The 15,794-nt window shown below is 43.9% G+C and carries 20 protein-coding genes; 11 read left to right on the top strand and 9 right to left on the bottom strand.

Annotated features, from left to right (window positions below):
• Positions 1–450: 450 nt before the first annotated feature.
• Positions 451–621 carry a CAB/ELIP/HLIP family chlorophyll-binding protein gene (locus tag F6K37_RS15430; protein WP_008180417.1) on the bottom strand — a complete coding sequence of 57 codons (171 nt, stop codon included), beginning with the start codon at positions 619–621 and terminating at the stop codon, positions 451–453.
• Between the two features lie 103 nt (positions 622–724).
• Here F6K37_RS15430 and ald point away from each other — a divergent pair, with 103 nt between their 5' ends.
• The 5 genes from ald to F6K37_RS15405 all read left to right on the top strand — a co-directional run bounded on the left by ald (position 725) and on the right by F6K37_RS15405 (position 5,015).
• Positions 725–1,816, top strand: a complete 1,092-nt coding sequence (gene ald, locus F6K37_RS15425) for an alanine dehydrogenase (RefSeq protein WP_008180414.1) — start codon at positions 725–727, stop codon at positions 1,814–1,816.
• A gap of 480 nt (positions 1,817–2,296) precedes the next feature.
• Positions 2,297–2,908 (top strand): bis(5'-nucleosyl)-tetraphosphatase (symmetrical) YqeK, encoded by a 612-nt coding sequence (gene yqeK, locus F6K37_RS15420; protein WP_008180412.1) that lies wholly within the window; start codon positions 2,297–2,299, stop codon positions 2,906–2,908.
• Positions 2,909–3,076: 168 nt separating this feature from the next.
• Positions 3,077–3,484 (top strand): ribosome silencing factor, encoded by a 408-nt coding sequence (gene rsfS / locus F6K37_RS15415; protein ID WP_008180411.1) that lies wholly within the window; start codon positions 3,077–3,079, stop codon positions 3,482–3,484.
• A 22-nt stretch (positions 3,485–3,506) separates the two neighbouring features.
• Positions 3,507–4,016 carry a CGLD27 family protein gene (locus F6K37_RS15410; protein ID WP_044494779.1) on the top strand — a complete coding sequence of 170 codons (510 nt, stop codon included), beginning with the start codon at positions 3,507–3,509 and terminating at the stop codon, positions 4,014–4,016.
• A 45-nt stretch (positions 4,017–4,061) separates the two neighbouring features.
• On the top strand, positions 4,062–5,015 hold the full coding sequence (locus F6K37_RS15405; RefSeq protein WP_008188195.1) for an asparaginase: 954 nt from the start codon (positions 4,062–4,064) through the stop codon (positions 5,013–5,015).
• A 173-nt stretch (positions 5,016–5,188) separates the two neighbouring features.
• On the opposite strand, the gene F6K37_RS15400 is transcribed toward F6K37_RS15405, so the two are convergent.
• The 3 genes from F6K37_RS15400 to F6K37_RS15390 form a co-directional block, all read right to left on the bottom strand.
• Entirely contained in the window at positions 5,189–5,503 is a 315-nt protein-coding gene (locus F6K37_RS15400) for a hypothetical protein (RefSeq protein WP_287251049.1), read from the bottom strand.
• 346 nt (positions 5,504–5,849) lie between these two features.
• Positions 5,850–6,179 carry a hypothetical protein gene (locus F6K37_RS15395; RefSeq protein WP_287251047.1) on the bottom strand — a complete coding sequence of 110 codons (330 nt, stop codon included), beginning with the start codon at positions 6,177–6,179 and terminating at the stop codon, positions 5,850–5,852.
• Complete coding sequence (locus F6K37_RS15390) at positions 6,176–6,442, bottom strand: hypothetical protein (RefSeq protein ID WP_287251046.1); 267 nt, start codon at positions 6,440–6,442, stop codon at positions 6,176–6,178. Before F6K37_RS15390 ends, F6K37_RS15395 begins: the two co-directional genes overlap by 4 nt.
• Before the next feature lie 28 nt (positions 6,443–6,470).
• Here F6K37_RS15390 and F6K37_RS15385 point away from each other — a divergent pair, with 28 nt between their 5' ends.
• From F6K37_RS15385 to F6K37_RS15370, 4 genes are all read left to right on the top strand, one after another.
• A complete protein-coding gene (locus tag F6K37_RS15385; RefSeq protein WP_287251045.1) occupies positions 6,471–7,787 on the top strand; it encodes a DUF4062 domain-containing protein in 1,317 nt (438 codons plus the stop codon).
• Positions 7,788–7,869: 82 nt separating this feature from the next.
• The gene (locus F6K37_RS15380; protein WP_229414706.1) at positions 7,870–8,166 is read left to right on the top strand and encodes a hypothetical protein; all 297 of its coding nucleotides are present in this window, start codon (positions 7,870–7,872) and stop codon (positions 8,164–8,166) included.
• Complete coding sequence (locus F6K37_RS15375; RefSeq protein ID WP_287251042.1) at positions 8,087–8,533, top strand: hypothetical protein; 447 nt, start codon at positions 8,087–8,089, stop codon at positions 8,531–8,533. The genes F6K37_RS15380 and F6K37_RS15375 overlap by 80 nt, the downstream gene beginning before the upstream one ends.
• 41 nt (positions 8,534–8,574) lie before the next feature.
• Complete coding sequence (locus tag F6K37_RS15370; RefSeq protein ID WP_044494768.1) at positions 8,575–9,423, top strand: macro domain-containing protein; 849 nt, start codon at positions 8,575–8,577, stop codon at positions 9,421–9,423.
• Positions 9,424–9,544: 121 nt separating this feature from the next.
• Here F6K37_RS15370 and F6K37_RS15365 read toward each other — a convergent pair whose 3' ends face one another.
• Entirely contained in the window at positions 9,545–9,670 is a 126-nt protein-coding gene (locus F6K37_RS15365) for a hypothetical protein (protein ID WP_287251041.1), read from the bottom strand.
• A gap of 172 nt (positions 9,671–9,842) precedes the next feature.
• On the opposite strand from F6K37_RS15365, the gene F6K37_RS15360 reads away from it, so the two are divergent.
• Both F6K37_RS15360 and F6K37_RS15355 read left to right on the top strand, forming a co-directional pair.
• Positions 9,843–10,670, top strand: a complete 828-nt coding sequence (locus F6K37_RS15360; RefSeq protein ID WP_287251039.1) for a TlyA family RNA methyltransferase — start codon at positions 9,843–9,845, stop codon at positions 10,668–10,670.
• 296 nt (positions 10,671–10,966) lie between these two features.
• Entirely contained in the window at positions 10,967–11,686 is a 720-nt protein-coding gene (locus F6K37_RS15355; RefSeq protein WP_044494771.1) for a DUF1822 family protein, read from the top strand.
• 314 nt (positions 11,687–12,000) lie between these two features.
• On the opposite strand, the gene F6K37_RS15350 is transcribed toward F6K37_RS15355, so the two are convergent.
• The 4 genes from F6K37_RS15350 to F6K37_RS15335 form a co-directional block, all read right to left on the bottom strand.
• Positions 12,001–12,204 (bottom strand): hypothetical protein, encoded by a 204-nt coding sequence (locus F6K37_RS15350; RefSeq protein ID WP_008188204.1) that lies wholly within the window; start codon positions 12,202–12,204, stop codon positions 12,001–12,003.
• 64 nt (positions 12,205–12,268) lie between these two features.
• Positions 12,269–13,483, bottom strand: a complete 1,215-nt coding sequence (locus F6K37_RS15345) for an RNA-guided endonuclease InsQ/TnpB family protein (protein WP_287251036.1) — start codon at positions 13,481–13,483, stop codon at positions 12,269–12,271.
• Between the two features lie 114 nt (positions 13,484–13,597).
• Positions 13,598–13,927, bottom strand: coding sequence for an RpnC/YadD family protein (locus F6K37_RS15340; RefSeq protein WP_008188206.1), 330 nt, complete (start codon positions 13,925–13,927; stop codon positions 13,598–13,600).
• 305 nt (positions 13,928–14,232) lie between these two features.
• A partial coding sequence (locus F6K37_RS15335) for a WD40 repeat domain-containing protein (protein WP_287251035.1) occupies positions 14,233–15,794 on the bottom strand: 1,562 nt, incomplete at its 5' end.

Below are 15,794 nucleotides of genomic sequence, written 5' to 3'. Positions count from 1 at the left end.
CCACTGCTATTCCCACCATCATCAGTCCAAAACTGAATAATGACCAGCGTCCGCCTACACCACCAATGACAGCATCCACCGCTCCGATAATCACGATGAAGCCTGAGATTGGCTCTTTACGATAAGCTGACTTCAACACTCGATGCCATAAAGCATTTATCACGGCTTACTACTTACTCTATTTCACAGATTTACTTCTTTTTTAACAGAATAGGCCAGAACTGCCCAACTAGAGCAATAACTTAGTTGGGGGACTTCTATACTGTTACTGAGATATATCTGATATCTATAATTCTTCGATATCCCCAGAGCAACCGGGAAATTCAAGATCAATTTTGCTAATTTTTGAAACGATGGGAGCAGTTATGTTTGAGCTTACAGGAGTAGGCCAGTAGCTAAAGGGATTTTTTCTCTAACCGACTCTTCCACTGACCGACTCTCCGACTAGTTTTAGTGTAAGCTTAACCAGGTTAATAAGTCTTGACCAGTAAAGTATTCAATTGCCAGAGTCAAAATAAAACCAATCATGGCAGCTCTACCATTCAAGCGTTCTGCGTAATCATTAAACCCAAACTTAGGTGACTGGACTTGAGGGACTTTAGAGGGTTGGGGTTGCGTCATAGTGATAAAAGTTGCCAAGCTATAGTAGAGTTACTTAACTTCACTAATTTTAACATTTAGATCACATATAGATACAGCACCAGTAATCCCAAGAGGTAAAAGCATGGAAATAGGTGTTCCCAAAGAAACGAAAGATCAAGAGTTTCGTGTGGGATTAACCCCCAGTAGTGTCAGGGTTTTACAAGAAGCGGGTCATACAGTTTTCGTTGAAACTAATGCTGGCACTGGTGCTGGCTTTACCGATGAGGACTATCAGCGTCAGGGAGCCAAAATTGTCTTAGAGGCTGCTGAGGCTTGGAATCGGGAACTCGTAGTCAAAGTCAAAGAACCCTTAGAGCCAGAGTATCCCTTGCTTCAAAAAGGACAGCTGTTGTTTACTTATCTACACTTAGCCGCTGACCGCCCTTTAACCGAGAAGTTGCTGCAATCGGGGGTGATTGCGATCGCATATGAAACCGTAGAACTCCCAGACCACACCCTACCGCTGCTAACCCCGATGAGCATCATTGCTGGTCGTCTTTCCGTGCAATTTGGAGCCAGATTTCTGGAGCGTCAGCAGGGGGGAAGAGGGGTGCTGTTGGGGGGTATTCCCGGAGTCAGACCAGGTAAGGTGGTAATTCTTGGTGGCGGAGTTGTCGGTACAGAAGCCGCCAAAATAGCTGTGGGGATGGGAGCGAGAGTACAGATTTTTGATATTAATGTTCAACGGTTGAGTTATTTAGAAACCATCTTTGGCTCAAGAGTGGAACTCCTCTACAGCAATTCAGCAGAAATTGAGGCAGCTGTTACTGATGCTGACCTCCTGATTGGGGCAGTGTTAGTCCCTGGTCGTCGCGCCCCCATTTTAGTGCCGCGCTCTCTGGTCAAACAAATGGTTAATGGCTCAGTGATTGTAGATGTTGCTGTGGATCAGGGAGGCTGTATTGAAACATTACAACCCACATCCCATACCAATCCCATTTATATCGAGGAGAGTGTGGTTCACTATGGGGTGCCTAATATGCCTGGAGCTGTTCCCTGCACATCAACTGTGGCTCTAAACAATAGTACTTTCCCCTACGTACTCAGTCTGGCCAATCAGGGGTTGAGCACTCTGGAAAATAATCCCGCTTTAGCCAAGGGCGTTAATGTCCAGAATCACCAGTTGGTTCATCCAGCAGTGCGAGAAGTCTTTCCCGATTTAGCTGATAGCTAAGGTTTTTTTGCTATAGCAATCCTAAATGATTACTATAGCAATTTTCAATTACGTAAGCTACAAATTTTTGAGGTGCGCTTGACCTTGGCGAATTTAATTCTTAATGGTAAGAGCGCACCTAAGCTTTTAGGGAACAGGGAACAGATAACAGATAACAGGGAACAGATAACAGGAAACAGGGAAAAAATCCTGTGTACCTCATTAAGTTAAAAACCCCTATATAGCAATACCTTTAGGAATTGTGAGAATTTTTGTTGTCAAGTTCCCGACTCCCGACTCCCGACTCCCGACTCCCGATTCCCGACTCCCGATTCCCGACTCCCGATTCCCTACTCCCTTTCCTTTAACATTTTATTGCTAAAGTCTTGAGAAAATGTTTTAATAGACGTATGGGTTAGTATCCTCTAGCTAAAGAAAAACTGTTAAATTTTTCTTAAACACTAATTAGCCAGTGTTACTTATTAGGAGTTTTTTAAGGTGATGCGTGATCAGGTGTTGACCTGGTTAGCAGATAATGTACCGTCTTCTCGGCTACAGCATATATTGCGGGTTGAACAGATGTCTGTTGAACTCGCTGAGCTTCATCATCTCAATGCTCAGCAGGCAGCTCAAGCAGGGTTGTTGCACGACCTAGCCAAATGCTTTAAGCCTGAGCGCTTGTTGCAAATGGCTAGAGATAACGGCATAGAAGTCGATCCAGTCTGTGAAGCCGCGCCTCATTTATTGCATGCAGATGTCAGTGCTATTGTTGCCCAAGAGCAATTTGGAGTCAAAGATGAAGCAGTATTGCAAGCGATCGCTCTCCATACCTTAGGGCGTGAGGGTATGACCCCCCTCAGTTGTGTTGTGTTTATTGCTGATACTATTGAGCCAGGTCGTGGTGAGACACCGGATTTACAAGCCTTACGAAATCTCTCTAAGCAAGACCTATACAAAACTGTTTGGTTAGCCTGTGACTACTCTTTAAAATTCCTGCTAGAGAGTCCTCGTCCCATTCACCAACGTATGATATTGACTCGCAACTGGGCTCAACAGATGTCCAGGAAGACAACAGCTAAAAGAGACGGTAAGAAAGATTGTGTAAATACCTAAAGTCCCATGTGCCTAGCTTTAAGGAACGTTTCGTCAACAGCAGTGTGAGTGTCAAATGAAGAAGCAACGAAAAGAAATGAAAAGAATTGTACAGCAAGTGATTAAGCACAAGAAAACTTAATTACTATTAGAACAGATTGTTTTGTAAAGCGAGGAATTAAACGCTTAATGAGAGATCAAAATAATAAGCCCTCCACCTTAGTAACCCCTGATACCGAAAACCAGGATGCTAGCTATGGGTTAGCATTAACCGTTGCTCAAGCAGCAGATGACCGCAAGGGTGCAGATCTGGTGATTCTGTCGGTCTCAGAGGTATCTTACATCACAGATTACTTTGTAATTGTGACCGGGTTTTCTAGGGTACAGGTCAGGGCAATCTCTCAGTGGATTGAACAGCAAGTAGAAGAGGCATGGAACCGTTTACCTGTGCGAACAGCAGGAAAAGCAGAGGGAATCTGGATACTTCAAGATTACGGTGACGTGATTGTCCATATCTTGCTGCCTGAAGAACGCAAGTTCTATAATCTCGAAGCATTCTGGGGCCACGCGGAACAGATTGAGTTTCAGGCATCCTAATTGCAGCACTCACAAAAAAATAATCATGAAATCTCCCGTTTATGTATGTCCTGTTCCAGAAGAGCAGCAACCCATAAATGAATACCAAGAACTAAGGGACTCTTGGTTTTTTAACTGGGTAAGGCTGGAACTACCAAATTATGTGATGAAGCTGGCTTGGGTTTGGGGGTTGAGCTGGCTGATTTCAGGGCCGATAGCAGCAGTGAGTTTTCCACCGCAAAAAGCGATAATCAAGTTTCTGCTCTGTGGCGGGGCAGGAGCAAGTATATTCTTGATTTTAGCCTTGCTGCGGCTATACCTGGGTTGGTTCTATGTACGCGATCGCTTGATCAGAGAAACCATTGTCTACGAGGAGTCAGGCTGGTATGACGGTCAAACCTGGACAAAAACCCCAGAAATTTTGGCTCGCGATCGCTTAATTGTTTCTTATGAACTCCAACCAATTTTGCGACGTTTATACTGGACGTTCGGATTTTTGATTATAGTCGTGATTGGTGGCAATATCATTTGGCGTGTGTTATCAGCCACCTAGCTCGATTGCTCCAACTAAGCTATAGGGTAGCTTTAAGTCTAATCCATGACCAGGGGAAAACGTACTCAAACACGAGCCTTAGAAGTCCGTTTACTACGGGAAGGCATTATCGAATCAGTTCATTCAGCTCAAGCGGTTGTGTGTGATGACCGGGGACGGATGTTATATGTTGCGGGTAACCCAGAAACCTCGACATTTATTCGCTCTGCACTCAAACCTTTCCAAGCCTTAGCGGTCACTACCACAGGTACCCTTGAGCGTTACAATCTCACGGACCGAGACTTGGCTATTATGTGTAGTTCCCATCACGGCACGATGGAGCAGGTCAGGCAAGTCTTTAATATTCTTTGGCGCTGTGATGTTGACCCATCAGCACTACAGTGTCCCATTCCCCCAGGCCAGGAAAGTTCACTCCAGCATTGCTGTTCCGGTAAACATGCTGGAATGTTGGCTGTTTGTCAACAAAGGCAGTGGCTAATCAAGAGCTATTTGGAGTATAATCATCCCGTGCAAATGTTAATCTTAAGCCAAGTAGCGGAGCTGCTACAGATGCCGGAGCAAGAGTTAATTCTCGCTCACGACGACTGTAACGCTCCGACTTATTTTTTACAGCTACGGCAAATGGCATTATTGTACGCTCTGCTCTCTTCTGGTAATAATCTGGCCATGGAGCGTATTGTCCGCGCCATGATCAGTCATCCCCAGATGGTGTCCGGGGATGGGGGATTTGATACAGAACTGATGCGATTATCCGAAGGGGAACTGGTCAGTAAATCGGGAGCACAAGGGGTTCAGTGTATCGGTCGCGTTGGGGAGAATATGGGTCTAGCCATTAAAGTCCTCGATGGTGGCAAATCTGCTAAGTATGCTGCAGCCATTGCCCTACTTAAGCAAATGGCTTGGATTACTCCTTCGGTAGCAGATACCTTGGAGTCGATGTTTATTAATCTCAGTAAATACAAGCGTTTAGAAGTGGTTGGTGAGTTATCTATGCCTTAAGGGGTGAGCTGATCACTCCCGACTCCCTCCATATAAGCATTCAGCGGTCAGCGGTCAGCGGTCAGCGGTCAGCGGTCAGCATTCAGCGGTCAGCGGTCAGCGGTCAGCGGTCAGCGGTCAGCGGTCAGCGGTCAGGTTTAGGCTCGCGCTGATAGCTGATAGCTGATAGCACCTCAAGTAGCGTGGCCAACGGCCTTTAGCTGATAGCTGATGACTGATAGCTGATAACTGATAGCTGATAGCTGATAGCTGATGACTGATAGCTGATGACTGATAGCTGATGACTGATAGCTGATAGCTGATAGCTGATAGCTGATGACTGATAGCTGATAGCTGATAGCTGATAGCTGATAGCTGATAGCTGATAGCTGATAGCTGATGACTGATAGCTGATAGCTGATAGCTGATGACTGATAGCTGATAGCTGATAGCTGATAGCTGATAGCTGATAGCTGATAGCTGATAGAATTAATTTGAGAAATTTCCAATTTCCCCTTGCCACTTTTGGAAATTAGGTGTTATAGTAAAAAAGACGACGCGGGATAGAGCAGCCTGGTAGCTCGTCGGGCTCAACAATCAAGTTAGCTAGACGCTTAATAGCTTGCTTGAGCATGGGCGGCACGAAGATAAATCTCCGTGTGTTTACCTGTCAAATTCGGGGAAGCCTGTAGCGAGGTAATCCCGAGCCAAGCTCCCAAAAGGAGAAGGTGTAGAGACTGGTTAGGCAGGCACCCTAACGTTTAAGGCGAGGGTGAAGGGACAGTCCAGACCACAAACTGGAAGATCCAGGCAACGAAAGTTGTAGTTGGTACGCATAACCCGAAGGTCGGTGGTTCAAATCCGCCTCCCGCCACCAAATAGAATATCATGAAGCCCTGCAAGGTTATGTCTTTGTGGGGTTTTGTGATTTTGGGGAGTGGGGAATCGGGAGTGGGGAATCGGGAATCGGGAATCGGGAAAAGAATGAATAGCAGTAGAGTGGGCAGGATGCCCGCCGGACAATCTATTGTAACGGGCAAGATGCCCATTCCACCAAGATGCCCATTCCACCAAGATGCCCATTCCACCAAGATGCCCATTCCACCAAGATGCCCATTCCACCAAGATGCCCATTCCACCAAGATGCCCATTCCACCAAGATGCCCATTCCAATGACACGGTCAAGATGCCCATTCTACAGCAAGATCTGAGTTCCAATGACACGGGCAAGATGCCCATTCTACTAAGATCCCCATTCCACTAAGATCCCCATTCCAATGACACGGGCAAGATGCCCATTCTACAGCAAGATCTGAGTTCCAATGACACGGGCAAGATGCCCATTCTACAGCAAGATCTGAGTTCCACAAAACTATTAAAATCATCCCGCATTTATGCAACGCCCTTCTTAGCCATGTAATCTTACTCACTACTGGCTCGATTACCATAGTATTTATATCCCTAAACCAATAAACAATGCCCCAAGTAGAACTACTAAAAATCTTCCTGGCTTCCCCTAGCGATGTGAGTAGGGAGCGGGACTATGTAGAAGAAGTAGTTGAGGAAATTAACCGAACTACTGCTCTGAGTAAAGGTGTTAGGTTAGAAGTAGTACGTTCGGAAAAGAATGCTTATCCGAGTTTTGGTCAGGGTGGGCAAGCTGCTCTTAACTCTCAGATTGGCAATATGGAAGAGTATGAGCTATTTGTGGGCATTATGTGGAATCGCTTGGGCACTCCCACGCCCCGTGCCGAGTCTGGAACTGTGGAAGAATACGAACGAGCAGTTGCGGCTTTTGAGAAAGATGGGAAACCCGATATCTGGTTTTATTTTCGAGAGGCAGGAGCAAACCTAAATGAGGAGAAACTGGAACAGCGAGGAAAAGTGCTGGCATTTAAGAAAAAAGTTCAAGGTAGGGCGTTGACTCATGATTACGAAAAGCCATCAGATTTTCGCGAGAGGTTTCGTCAAGGTTTATCCTTGTGGTTGGAAAATACTAAAGCAAATTCCCTTTCGACGGTAGAAAAAAAGTCCTCAACTCCTAACTCTCCCTCTACAAAAGCTACTGTACAAAGCGTAACAACTTCAGGTAATTGGATTTTGTTAAATAATAACTATTACTTAGCGAAATCATTAGAAACACAATCAGATGGGACTATTTCAGTTCAAATCACAACAAACGATCTGGAAGAACAGGCGAATTTAAAAGATCTAAAACATGACCAATTTCCCCACTACTCACAAATCAGTTATGCCTATCAGGAGGAAGCTTCAATTACTGAAGTAAAGGATGTTATATTAACATCCACTGGGGGCAAAAATCTATTTTGTATTGCTCTATCACCAATCAAACAGTCTCAGGAAAATCTTTTTCAAGACATAACAGTTGGCTCAAATAATGGTAAGTATTATAGTGCTGACGAAATCGCTGAAATGCGCGTGAAAATTTTACTGCTCAATGATGACAGTTTGCTATCCAATCAGGAAGATTATTTGAGGGTCGATTCTCTTATTAACTGTTCCGCTGGAGGAAAGCTTATAGAGCCAATTAATTTCGCCGAGCTATGGAAAAAGCGAAAAAGGCAAAAAGAGAAGTTCTTGAGAATCGCAAGACTTACGGCAGTTTATGAGCTCAAAATGAGCGGTATAGTTGAGCATATATTGGAACTCAAGCTAGGTCCTATCAAAAATCACTTAATGACTGTTGAATTTCGTGGGACGAGAAGGTCAAGATACAAGAACAAAGAAACTAAGGTTATAGAGGTCAAAGGAAACTGCTCCCTGAGAGACTAATATAAAATAAAATTGCTAGGTAATTTTACTCATCAATCGAACGATTATTTATTATATTTGTTAGATATCTAAACCAATAAAAATGCCCCAAGTAGAACTACTTTATAGGCAGGGATTAGATCGTTTTAGCCAAACATTTTCTGAATTGGGACTAGGTGGGGATGATAATCCAGGTAGGAAACAGGAAATTTGGAAGAGGCAATATGGTTGGGCAGAGCTGCAACATTGGCTTGGTGTCTGTTTACTACAAAATCCCCAAGGACATCCAACTGATAATGTGGAGCAAGCAATCAAAGCATTTGAATTGGATAAATTTCCTCAATATTGGGCGAAAAATCAAAACTTTTTGGGATGCCTATTATCATCGGCTTCAGGGTGAAGTTGCTGATAATAAGCATTTGGCTATTGATGCTTTCCAAGACGCTCTTACTGTATTCACTTCTGGAGAGTTTCCGCAAGAAAGATTAATGGTGTTAAATAACCTGGGGATAACCTATCTAAATATCCCTGGGGAAGAGCAACCAGAAAATCAGGAACAGGCGATCGTAGCATTTGAAGAAGCTCTGACTCTGATCAATCCCGAAAAGTTACCTAACGAGTGGACAATCATGGAATACCGTCTAGGTATGGTTTATCGGGAGCGAATCCGAGGGGAGCAAGTCGAGAATCTAGAGCTTGCGAATAAGGCTTTTGAAGCTGCCCTGAAAGTTTCTATATCCCAAGATTTACCTGAAGGGTGGGTATAGTAGAATTTCTACACAGACTGGATACACATCTTGAAGAATTGATGCTCTATCTCAAACTCTTGACTCAGGTTGGGCTTAAACGCATAGGAAGCTCTTTTATCAGTATATTTGGTCTTTTATGGCTGTCTATCGAGCCAGTAGCACTTTTTTTTCCAGAGAGTCTGAATTTTGGTTGGATTGGCTACTTGGGACTAGTAGTAGTCTCCCTGGCGATAGCAGTTATTCAGCGTTTTCCCCGTAGCTCGGTGTGTAAAGCGTTGTCTTCTCCCGACTCAGTTGTAGAAATTAAAATTGGCAATCTTTTTAATCAGCCTGGGCATTTAGTCATAGGAGCTAACGATGTTTTCGATACGGAACTCGGAGAAGTCATCAAACCTTCTAGTGTACAGGGACAGTTTCTTACGGGCATTTATGGCAATGACCTTACTAAATTAGACACAGAGATTGAAGCAGTATTGGAGGACTACAAAGCTCAACGTACAAAAGAACCTAACAAAAACAAGGGAAAGTCTTGGCGCTATCCCATAGGCACAACTATAGCATTGGGTTCCCCTGACAAACGCTATTTCTGGACAGCTTACGGCTATATGGGCAATGACCTGAGAGTCCAGTCAAATGCTGACTACATTTGGAATTCTTTGAGCTGTCTTTGGGAAGAAGTTCGCCGGAAGGGTCATGGTATCGACGTTGCTATACCTGTTATTGGAGCGGACTTAGCTCGTACTAACTTACCTCGAATGGCATTAGCTAAGTTAATTATTCTTTCATTCGTAGTGGCTTCTAAGAAGGAGTTTGTCACCAGGAAACTAACTTTAGTCATCCATCCTAAAGACTTAGAAAACACAGATTTCTATGAATTAGAGGATTTCTTGACATCGGCTTGTTTTTGATATTGTCCTTAAAATCGGTATTATATAGTGTTTTCAATGGGGTGAGCTACAAAGCTCCTAAGTTAATGGGAGTAGGGATTAAGACCTGAGGGGGTGATAACAAGGGTAAAAAGGTGGCTTGTCACTCCCTTTGGGATGCGATCGCATTTACTACTCGATTCCAGTTTCTCCACCAGCGAAGGTAACACAACAACCCAAACCAAAGTATCTCAGTGGTAAACTGCAAAGAGATCAAAAGTGCAGCCACTAGGCATTAGGCTCTTTATAAACCCCCCCTTCCAACCTCCTAACCTCCTAACCTCCTAACCTCCTAACCTCCTAACCTCCTAACCTTCAACCTCCTAACCTTCAACCTCCTAACCTTCAACCTCCTAACCTCCAACCTCCTAACCTCCTAACCTCCTAACCTTCCAATCCCATTGGTTAAACAACGACTCGACAAATTATTAGTAGACCTTAACCTGTGTGAATCCCGACAGCGAGCTCAGGTGCTGATTCGTGCCGGTGAAGTAATGGTAGATGGACAAATATTAGATAAGCCAGGAACTGAAATTAAGACCACGGCTCAGATTCAGGTCAAAGAGAAACCCCCTTTTGTATCCAGAGGAGGGCAAAAACTTGCCAAAGCCTTAGAGGTATTTGGGATTTCAGTAGAAGGACGCATTTGCCTAGATGGTGGCATTTCCACCGGTGGCTTCACCGACTGCTTGCTAAAAGCTGGAGCAAAACAGGTTTATGGTGTTGATGTGGGATATGGACAAGTAGCCTGGAGTCTGCGCAATGACCAGCGAGTGGTGTTGAAAGAACGTACCAACTTACGCTATCTTCAGCCAGCCGACTTGTACGGTGTTTCACCAGTCCCGAATCAAAGTCAAGTCTATGCTGATTTAGGCGTAGTCGATGTTTCCTTTATTTCCTTAACCAAAATTCTTCCTGCTCTGTGGCAACTGCTATCCCCTCCCCGTGAAGTAGTGTTGCTAGTCAAGCCTCAGTTTGAAGTTGGTCGTGACCGTGTCGGAAAAAAGGGAGTAGTTAGGGACCCCCATCACCGTGCGGATGCGATCGCAAACGTTCTAGAATCCGCCAAACAGCTGGGTTGGCAGTACAAAGGATTAATCTCCTCTCCCATTACTGGCCCCGCCGGGAATATCGAGTACTTACTTTGGCTAGCAATGGATAGTATATTATGCTATCCCGATTTAGCAGCAATTAGAGAGATTACCAGCAAAATGAAGAATTTAGAATGAAGAATGAAGAATTTAGAATGGTTAAGGGTTAAGGCATAATTTCAAATTCTACATTCTTATAGCGTTTATCATAGCTATCAGATACACAATATTTTTAACCTATTGCCTATTGCCTCTTATCTGCTCCCTGCTCCCTGCTCCCTGCTCCCTGCTCCCTAAAACCCAGACATTTGTACCTCAAAAGTCGTAGAATTTATATAATTTAAAACTGATACAAATGAGACAAAAACTGAGAAATTTTGCGATTGTCTGGCCATTATTATGAAAATTGCAGAGTGTATTGGAGTAACTTATTAATGTCACACACCACTATTCCAGCAGGACAAACCCACAAAGCAGTTCCCGTTTTTCGCAGAGGTTCCGGAAGGCAAGGGGATTCAGGATCTAATAGCTCCCATTCCCCATTCCCCATTTCCCCTTCTCCCTTCCCTAAGGATAGTTTGAGATTAGACAATTTTAGATTAGACCCCAGCCCACCACAGCGATCAAAACCCAGTCAAAAGGTGGTAAAACTAAAGCGGTGGTTAGAGGATTGTTTTGATCCGGGTTGGGAAAACGTGGAGACTATCTTAGAGCAATACCCAGAGCGAGTTTTAAGTTTTAGAAGTGACTCCTTTCACCAAGCGATGCAGCGCGGTCTTGGGGGTTTCCCCCATGAGCGACTGCATCAAGAAGCTAGTAGCAAATTCCATACTACAGCAGGAGTGAAAAGAGGTAAGCTACTCGGTACTGAGATCGGCTGGGGTGATCAGCAAGTCGCTTTATTAGTGGAGCTACATCGGACAGAATCACCCAAAATGAATCTATCCATTGAGCTGCATCCTGCTGGTGGTCGAGACCTTCTCCCCAAAGGTTTACAAATTATGGTGCTAGATGAAGAAGGAATTGTGGTGATTCAAGTCCAAGCCAGAGAGACAGAAAATCTTAAGTTGCAAGTTAGCGGCGAAGCAGGAGAACATTTTACCATTAAGTTGGTTTGGAATGATATCAGTATTACCGAAAATTTCTTAATCTGAATGCTTACAATCAGATTAAGAATGAAGAATGAAGAATGAAGAATGAAGAATTAAAAAAAATCCAATTCTAAATTCTAAATTCTAAATTATACATTCTTCATTCCAATAATTTCTCAAATTTTCCTGTGGCACTTTCCGTTAAGCGCACCGTAAGGATTCAGCTATCAGCTAATAGGCTATTAGCTTTTGAATAAAACAGGTCAGCATTGGTTGAATCTAAGTTATGTAACAGTGTCGAAGCCCGTGCCACAAACATTAAGCCTATGCCACAAAGCTGACTGCTGACTGCTGACTGCTGAATGCTTACAGCGCACCTAAGAACTTTGCTCACCAGAAGCTAGCTGCTGATTAACCACAACCATAAACTCCTCTACAGAAGCAATGGTAATTGCCTGTCTGTGCAACATTGTCAAAATCGAGTCCTCCTTAATTTGGTTGATTGTTTCCACCAACTCACTAGGCACATCTTCAAAACGAAGCCGAAGTACTTCCAGGAGCCATTCTCGACCTTTTTCCAAAATGCCGATTTCAATCCCTTCTTGACGAGCAAGGCGTTCAAAACTAGTAACTTGACACTCCCCACTAATCGCGAGACGGGGATTCTTGGTTCAATGACTCGGCTTGCTGTGACAGGTTTTCACCAATCAAAGTAGAGGCTAAATCTCCCCAAGCGTTTGGAATATTATTCCAAGTTCCGGTGTGCCCCACCGTACTCAAGGCTCGATTCAAAATGTTGATTGCGGCGTTGTGGTCACGATCTAATTCACATCCGCACGAACAGACATGGGTTCTAGTAGAAATCGACTTCTTAACCACTTCGCCACAATTAGAACAGTTTTGCGAAGTATAGGAAGGATTGACTGCAACAGTTACTCTACCAAACTTCGTACCAAAATGTTCTATCCATTTTCTGAATTGGTACCAACCTGCATCATAGATAGATTTAGCAAGAGAGTGGTTCTTAACCAAGTTTTTAACCCTCAAATCTTCATAGGCTACCAAATCGTTAGATTGGACTACGCAACGCGCCAGTCTCTTGGCATGTTCTTCACGCTGCCTACTTATATTAAGGTGAGTCTTGCCTAGTCTATTAATGGCTTTCTTACGGTTGGCTGAGCCTTTCTTTTTCCGGGAAACCCGACGTTGATGAAATTTTAGTCGTTTCTCACCTTTTCGATAAAATCTAGGGTTAGGTTGACTATCGCCATTAGAATCGGTATAGAAGTTTTTTAATCCAACATCTAAACCAATAGTTTTGCCCGTTAATTCTATCTCCTCATAAATGTCAGTATTGACACAAAATTGGACATAGTATCCGTCTGCTCGGCGGACTATCCTAACTCTTTTTATCAGTTTTATTTCCAAACACCATAAATCCCATGTTCCTTTGAGTTTAAGTTTTCCAATACCTTTCTTGTCGATAAAATTAATCCACTTTTTGTCTGGACATAGTTTCCATCCCGTAGTCTTATATTCCACCGAGTGGCAGTGCTTTTTGAATTTTGGAAAACCTTTCTTCCCTGGGACTTTCTTCTTGCAGTTGTCATAGAAACGTGCAATCGATGACCATGCTCTTTCAGCGCTAGCTTGTCGAGCCATGGAATTGAGTTCATTGGCAAATGGGAATTCTTTGGCTAGGACAGCACAAAGAGCACTTAAATCAGTTTTCTTTACACCTTTATTATCCATCCAGTGACGGATGCATTTATTGCGAATAAATTTAGCTGTTTTTATAGCTTCATCAATCGCATTATATTGTTTTTGCTTGCCGTATGCCTTGAACTCTATAACTATCATCAGTATCGACCTTTTTTACTTACTTTATTATACACCACGCCGGATAAAAATTACGGAATATTGAAAAGATTTTTTTCACGGCTAAAAGCGCGCTACCAACCTTCATCCCCGCTTTTAAAAGACCATGAGCGACTCCATCAAGACATTGTACACATAAATCCTCTCAGCAAACACGGATTCGTATTGACTTTGGACTTCCACATGAATTAGTACCCAAGTTTCCTGGCCATCGCTGCGCCAAACCTTAACTAATTTGTCTGCTTCCCTAGTGCTAATTTCCCCATCCCGGGCTATCTGTTGGAATTCCTTGTCGAGAAACTCATAGCCTTTATCCCAGTCAATGTTTTCCTCAATTTCGGGAAATAAAAATGCCATAAAAGGTTGGAAATATAAGGAAATTGCCTCTTTCCATGGATTATCGTAGTCTGCACGTTGATTGGTCATAACTCATGGAATAAATGTTACCCAATTAAGAATTTATAATAACTATTATACTACTAAAATTATACCTTATTAATACAGTTTAAATATCAGCTAATGCGCTACGGTAACAGCTAAGCTAAATGGGTTCGCGTAGGGGCTATTTCAGAGCATAGCATTCCCTATTATTTTGATACTGCAATGGCGACAACTGCAAAAATAATGAAGAATGAAGAATGAAGAATGAAGAATGAAAAAAATCCAATTCTAAATTCTAAATTCTAAATTCCCAATTCTAAATTCTAACTTCTAACTTCTAACTTCTAACTTCATCCTATCGCTCCCAACGTTTTCAGAGTTGCTTTCTGTGCCTCAGTTAACCCTCTAACTCCAGTAATATTCATGGCTTCATAGAGTCTAGGAGTTCTCAGGATTTTCAAACACTCCCCTGTTTCTACATCCTTTAGCCTTACCGTTTGGTCTTGAGACCCACTCGCCATAATTTGACCATCCACACTGAAGGCGACTGAAGAGACCAGATGGCTATGTCCGGTGCAAATGTCACGGCACTCCCCTGTGGAAACATCCCAAAGTCTGACCGTTTTGTCAGCACTGCCACTGCTTAGGGTTTTCCCATCGGGACTGAAAGCAACTGACAATACCCAATTGGTATGTCCCGTCAAGGTTTTGCAGCACTTACTCTCACGGATATCCCACAGCTTCACCGTGTGGTCTGTACTGCCACTAGCCAAAAGCTGACCATTGGGACTAAAGGCGACGGAGTGGACTCGATTACTATGTCCGCGCAAAATTCCTACACAGCTTCCGGTCTCACAATTCCATAACCTGACCGTGTGGTCGGCACTGCCACTAGCTAAGGTTTTCCCGTCATTACTGAATGCCACTGAACGCAGTCTATCGGTATGTTCTTGAAACGTTCTGATGCAGTGACCTGTGCTGACATCCCACAGCTTGACCGTGTGGTCGGCACTGCCACTGGCTAAGGTTTTCCCGTCACTACTGAATGCTACTGAAAATACCCAATCAGTATGGCCATGTAGTGTTCTAATGCAGCAACCTGTGCTAACATCCCACAGCCTAATCGTATTGTCTGTACTGCCACTGGCTAAGGTTTTCCTGTCACTACTGAATGCCACTGAATAGACAAAGTCAGTATGTCCGGGCAAGGTTCTAATGCAGCTACCAGTACCATAATCCCATACTCTCACTGTGTAGTCGTTACTGCCACTAGCCAGGGTGTGACCGTCACTACTAAACGCGATGGGCATTGCCCAATCCGTATGTCCATACCAAGTTTTCAAGCATTGACCGGTTTGACAATCCCACAGCTTCACCTTTTGGTCTAAACTCACACAAACCAGGGTGTTTCCATAAGGACTAAAGGCCACTGAAAATACCTGATTGCTGTGTCCATGCAAGGTTTTCAAACATTCATTGGTGCTAGTATCCCACAGCCTGACTATGTGGTCGCCACCGCCACTAGCCAGGGTTTTGCCATCTGGACTAAAGGCCACGGAGTAGACACCACTACTATGTCCAGTGTAAGTTCTTAAGCAGCGACCTGTGCTTACCTCCCAAAACTTCACCGTGTGGTCGCCACTGCCACTGGCTAGGGTTTTCCCGTCACTGGTGAATGCCACTGACCCAACGCAATCCCTATGTCCAGTGCCAGTGTTCAGGCATTCACCAGTGCCACTATCCCAGAATTTCACCGTGTGGTCGTCACTGCTACTGGCTATAGTCTTACCATCTGGACTAAAGGCAACGGATCTAACCCAACTGCTATGTCCGGTGCAAGTGTTGAGACATTCTCCAGTTGTGATATCCCAGAGTTTCAAGGTGTGGTCGCCACTGCTACTGACTAGGGTCA

Origin of the sequence: Moorena sp. SIO4E2 (assembly GCF_010671945.1) — a bacterium.
GTDB lineage: Bacteria > Cyanobacteriota > Cyanobacteriia > Cyanobacteriales > Coleofasciculaceae > Moorena > Moorena producens.
The sequence above is the reverse complement of the archived record's forward strand: the minus strand, read 5'-3'. Positions and strand labels throughout refer to the sequence as shown.

What these genes read in the sequence shown, in the direction of transcription:
- F6K37_RS15430 (WP_008180417.1), bottom strand. Translation starts at nt 621, where the DNA reads ATGACGCAACCCCAACCCTCTAAAGTCCCTCAAGTCCAGTCACCTAAG.
- ald (WP_008180414.1), top strand. Translation starts at nt 725, where the DNA reads ATGGAAATAGGTGTTCCCAAAGAAACGAAAGATCAAGAGTTTCGTGTG.
- yqeK (WP_008180412.1), top strand. Translation starts at nt 2,297, where the DNA reads ATGCGTGATCAGGTGTTGACCTGGTTAGCAGATAATGTACCGTCTTCT.
- rsfS (WP_008180411.1), top strand. Translation starts at nt 3,077, where the DNA reads ATGAGAGATCAAAATAATAAGCCCTCCACCTTAGTAACCCCTGATACC.
- F6K37_RS15405 (WP_008188195.1), top strand. Translation starts at nt 4,062, where the DNA reads ATGACCAGGGGAAAACGTACTCAAACACGAGCCTTAGAAGTCCGTTTA.
- F6K37_RS15390 (WP_287251046.1), bottom strand. Translation starts at nt 6,442, where the DNA reads ATGGTAATCGAGCCAGTAGTGAGTAAGATTACATGGCTAAGAAGGGCG.
- F6K37_RS15385 (WP_287251045.1), top strand. Translation starts at nt 6,471, where the DNA reads ATGCCCCAAGTAGAACTACTAAAAATCTTCCTGGCTTCCCCTAGCGAT.
- F6K37_RS15380 (WP_229414706.1), top strand. Translation starts at nt 7,870, where the DNA reads ATGCCCCAAGTAGAACTACTTTATAGGCAGGGATTAGATCGTTTTAGC.
- F6K37_RS15370 (WP_044494768.1), top strand. Translation starts at nt 8,575, where the DNA reads ATGCTCTATCTCAAACTCTTGACTCAGGTTGGGCTTAAACGCATAGGA.
- F6K37_RS15355 (WP_044494771.1), top strand. Translation starts at nt 10,967, where the DNA reads ATGTCACACACCACTATTCCAGCAGGACAAACCCACAAAGCAGTTCCC.
- F6K37_RS15345 (WP_287251036.1), bottom strand. Translation starts at nt 13,483, where the DNA reads ATGATAGTTATAGAGTTCAAGGCATACGGCAAGCAAAAACAATATAAT.
- F6K37_RS15340 (WP_008188206.1), bottom strand. Translation starts at nt 13,927, where the DNA reads ATGACCAATCAACGTGCAGACTACGATAATCCATGGAAAGAGGCAATT.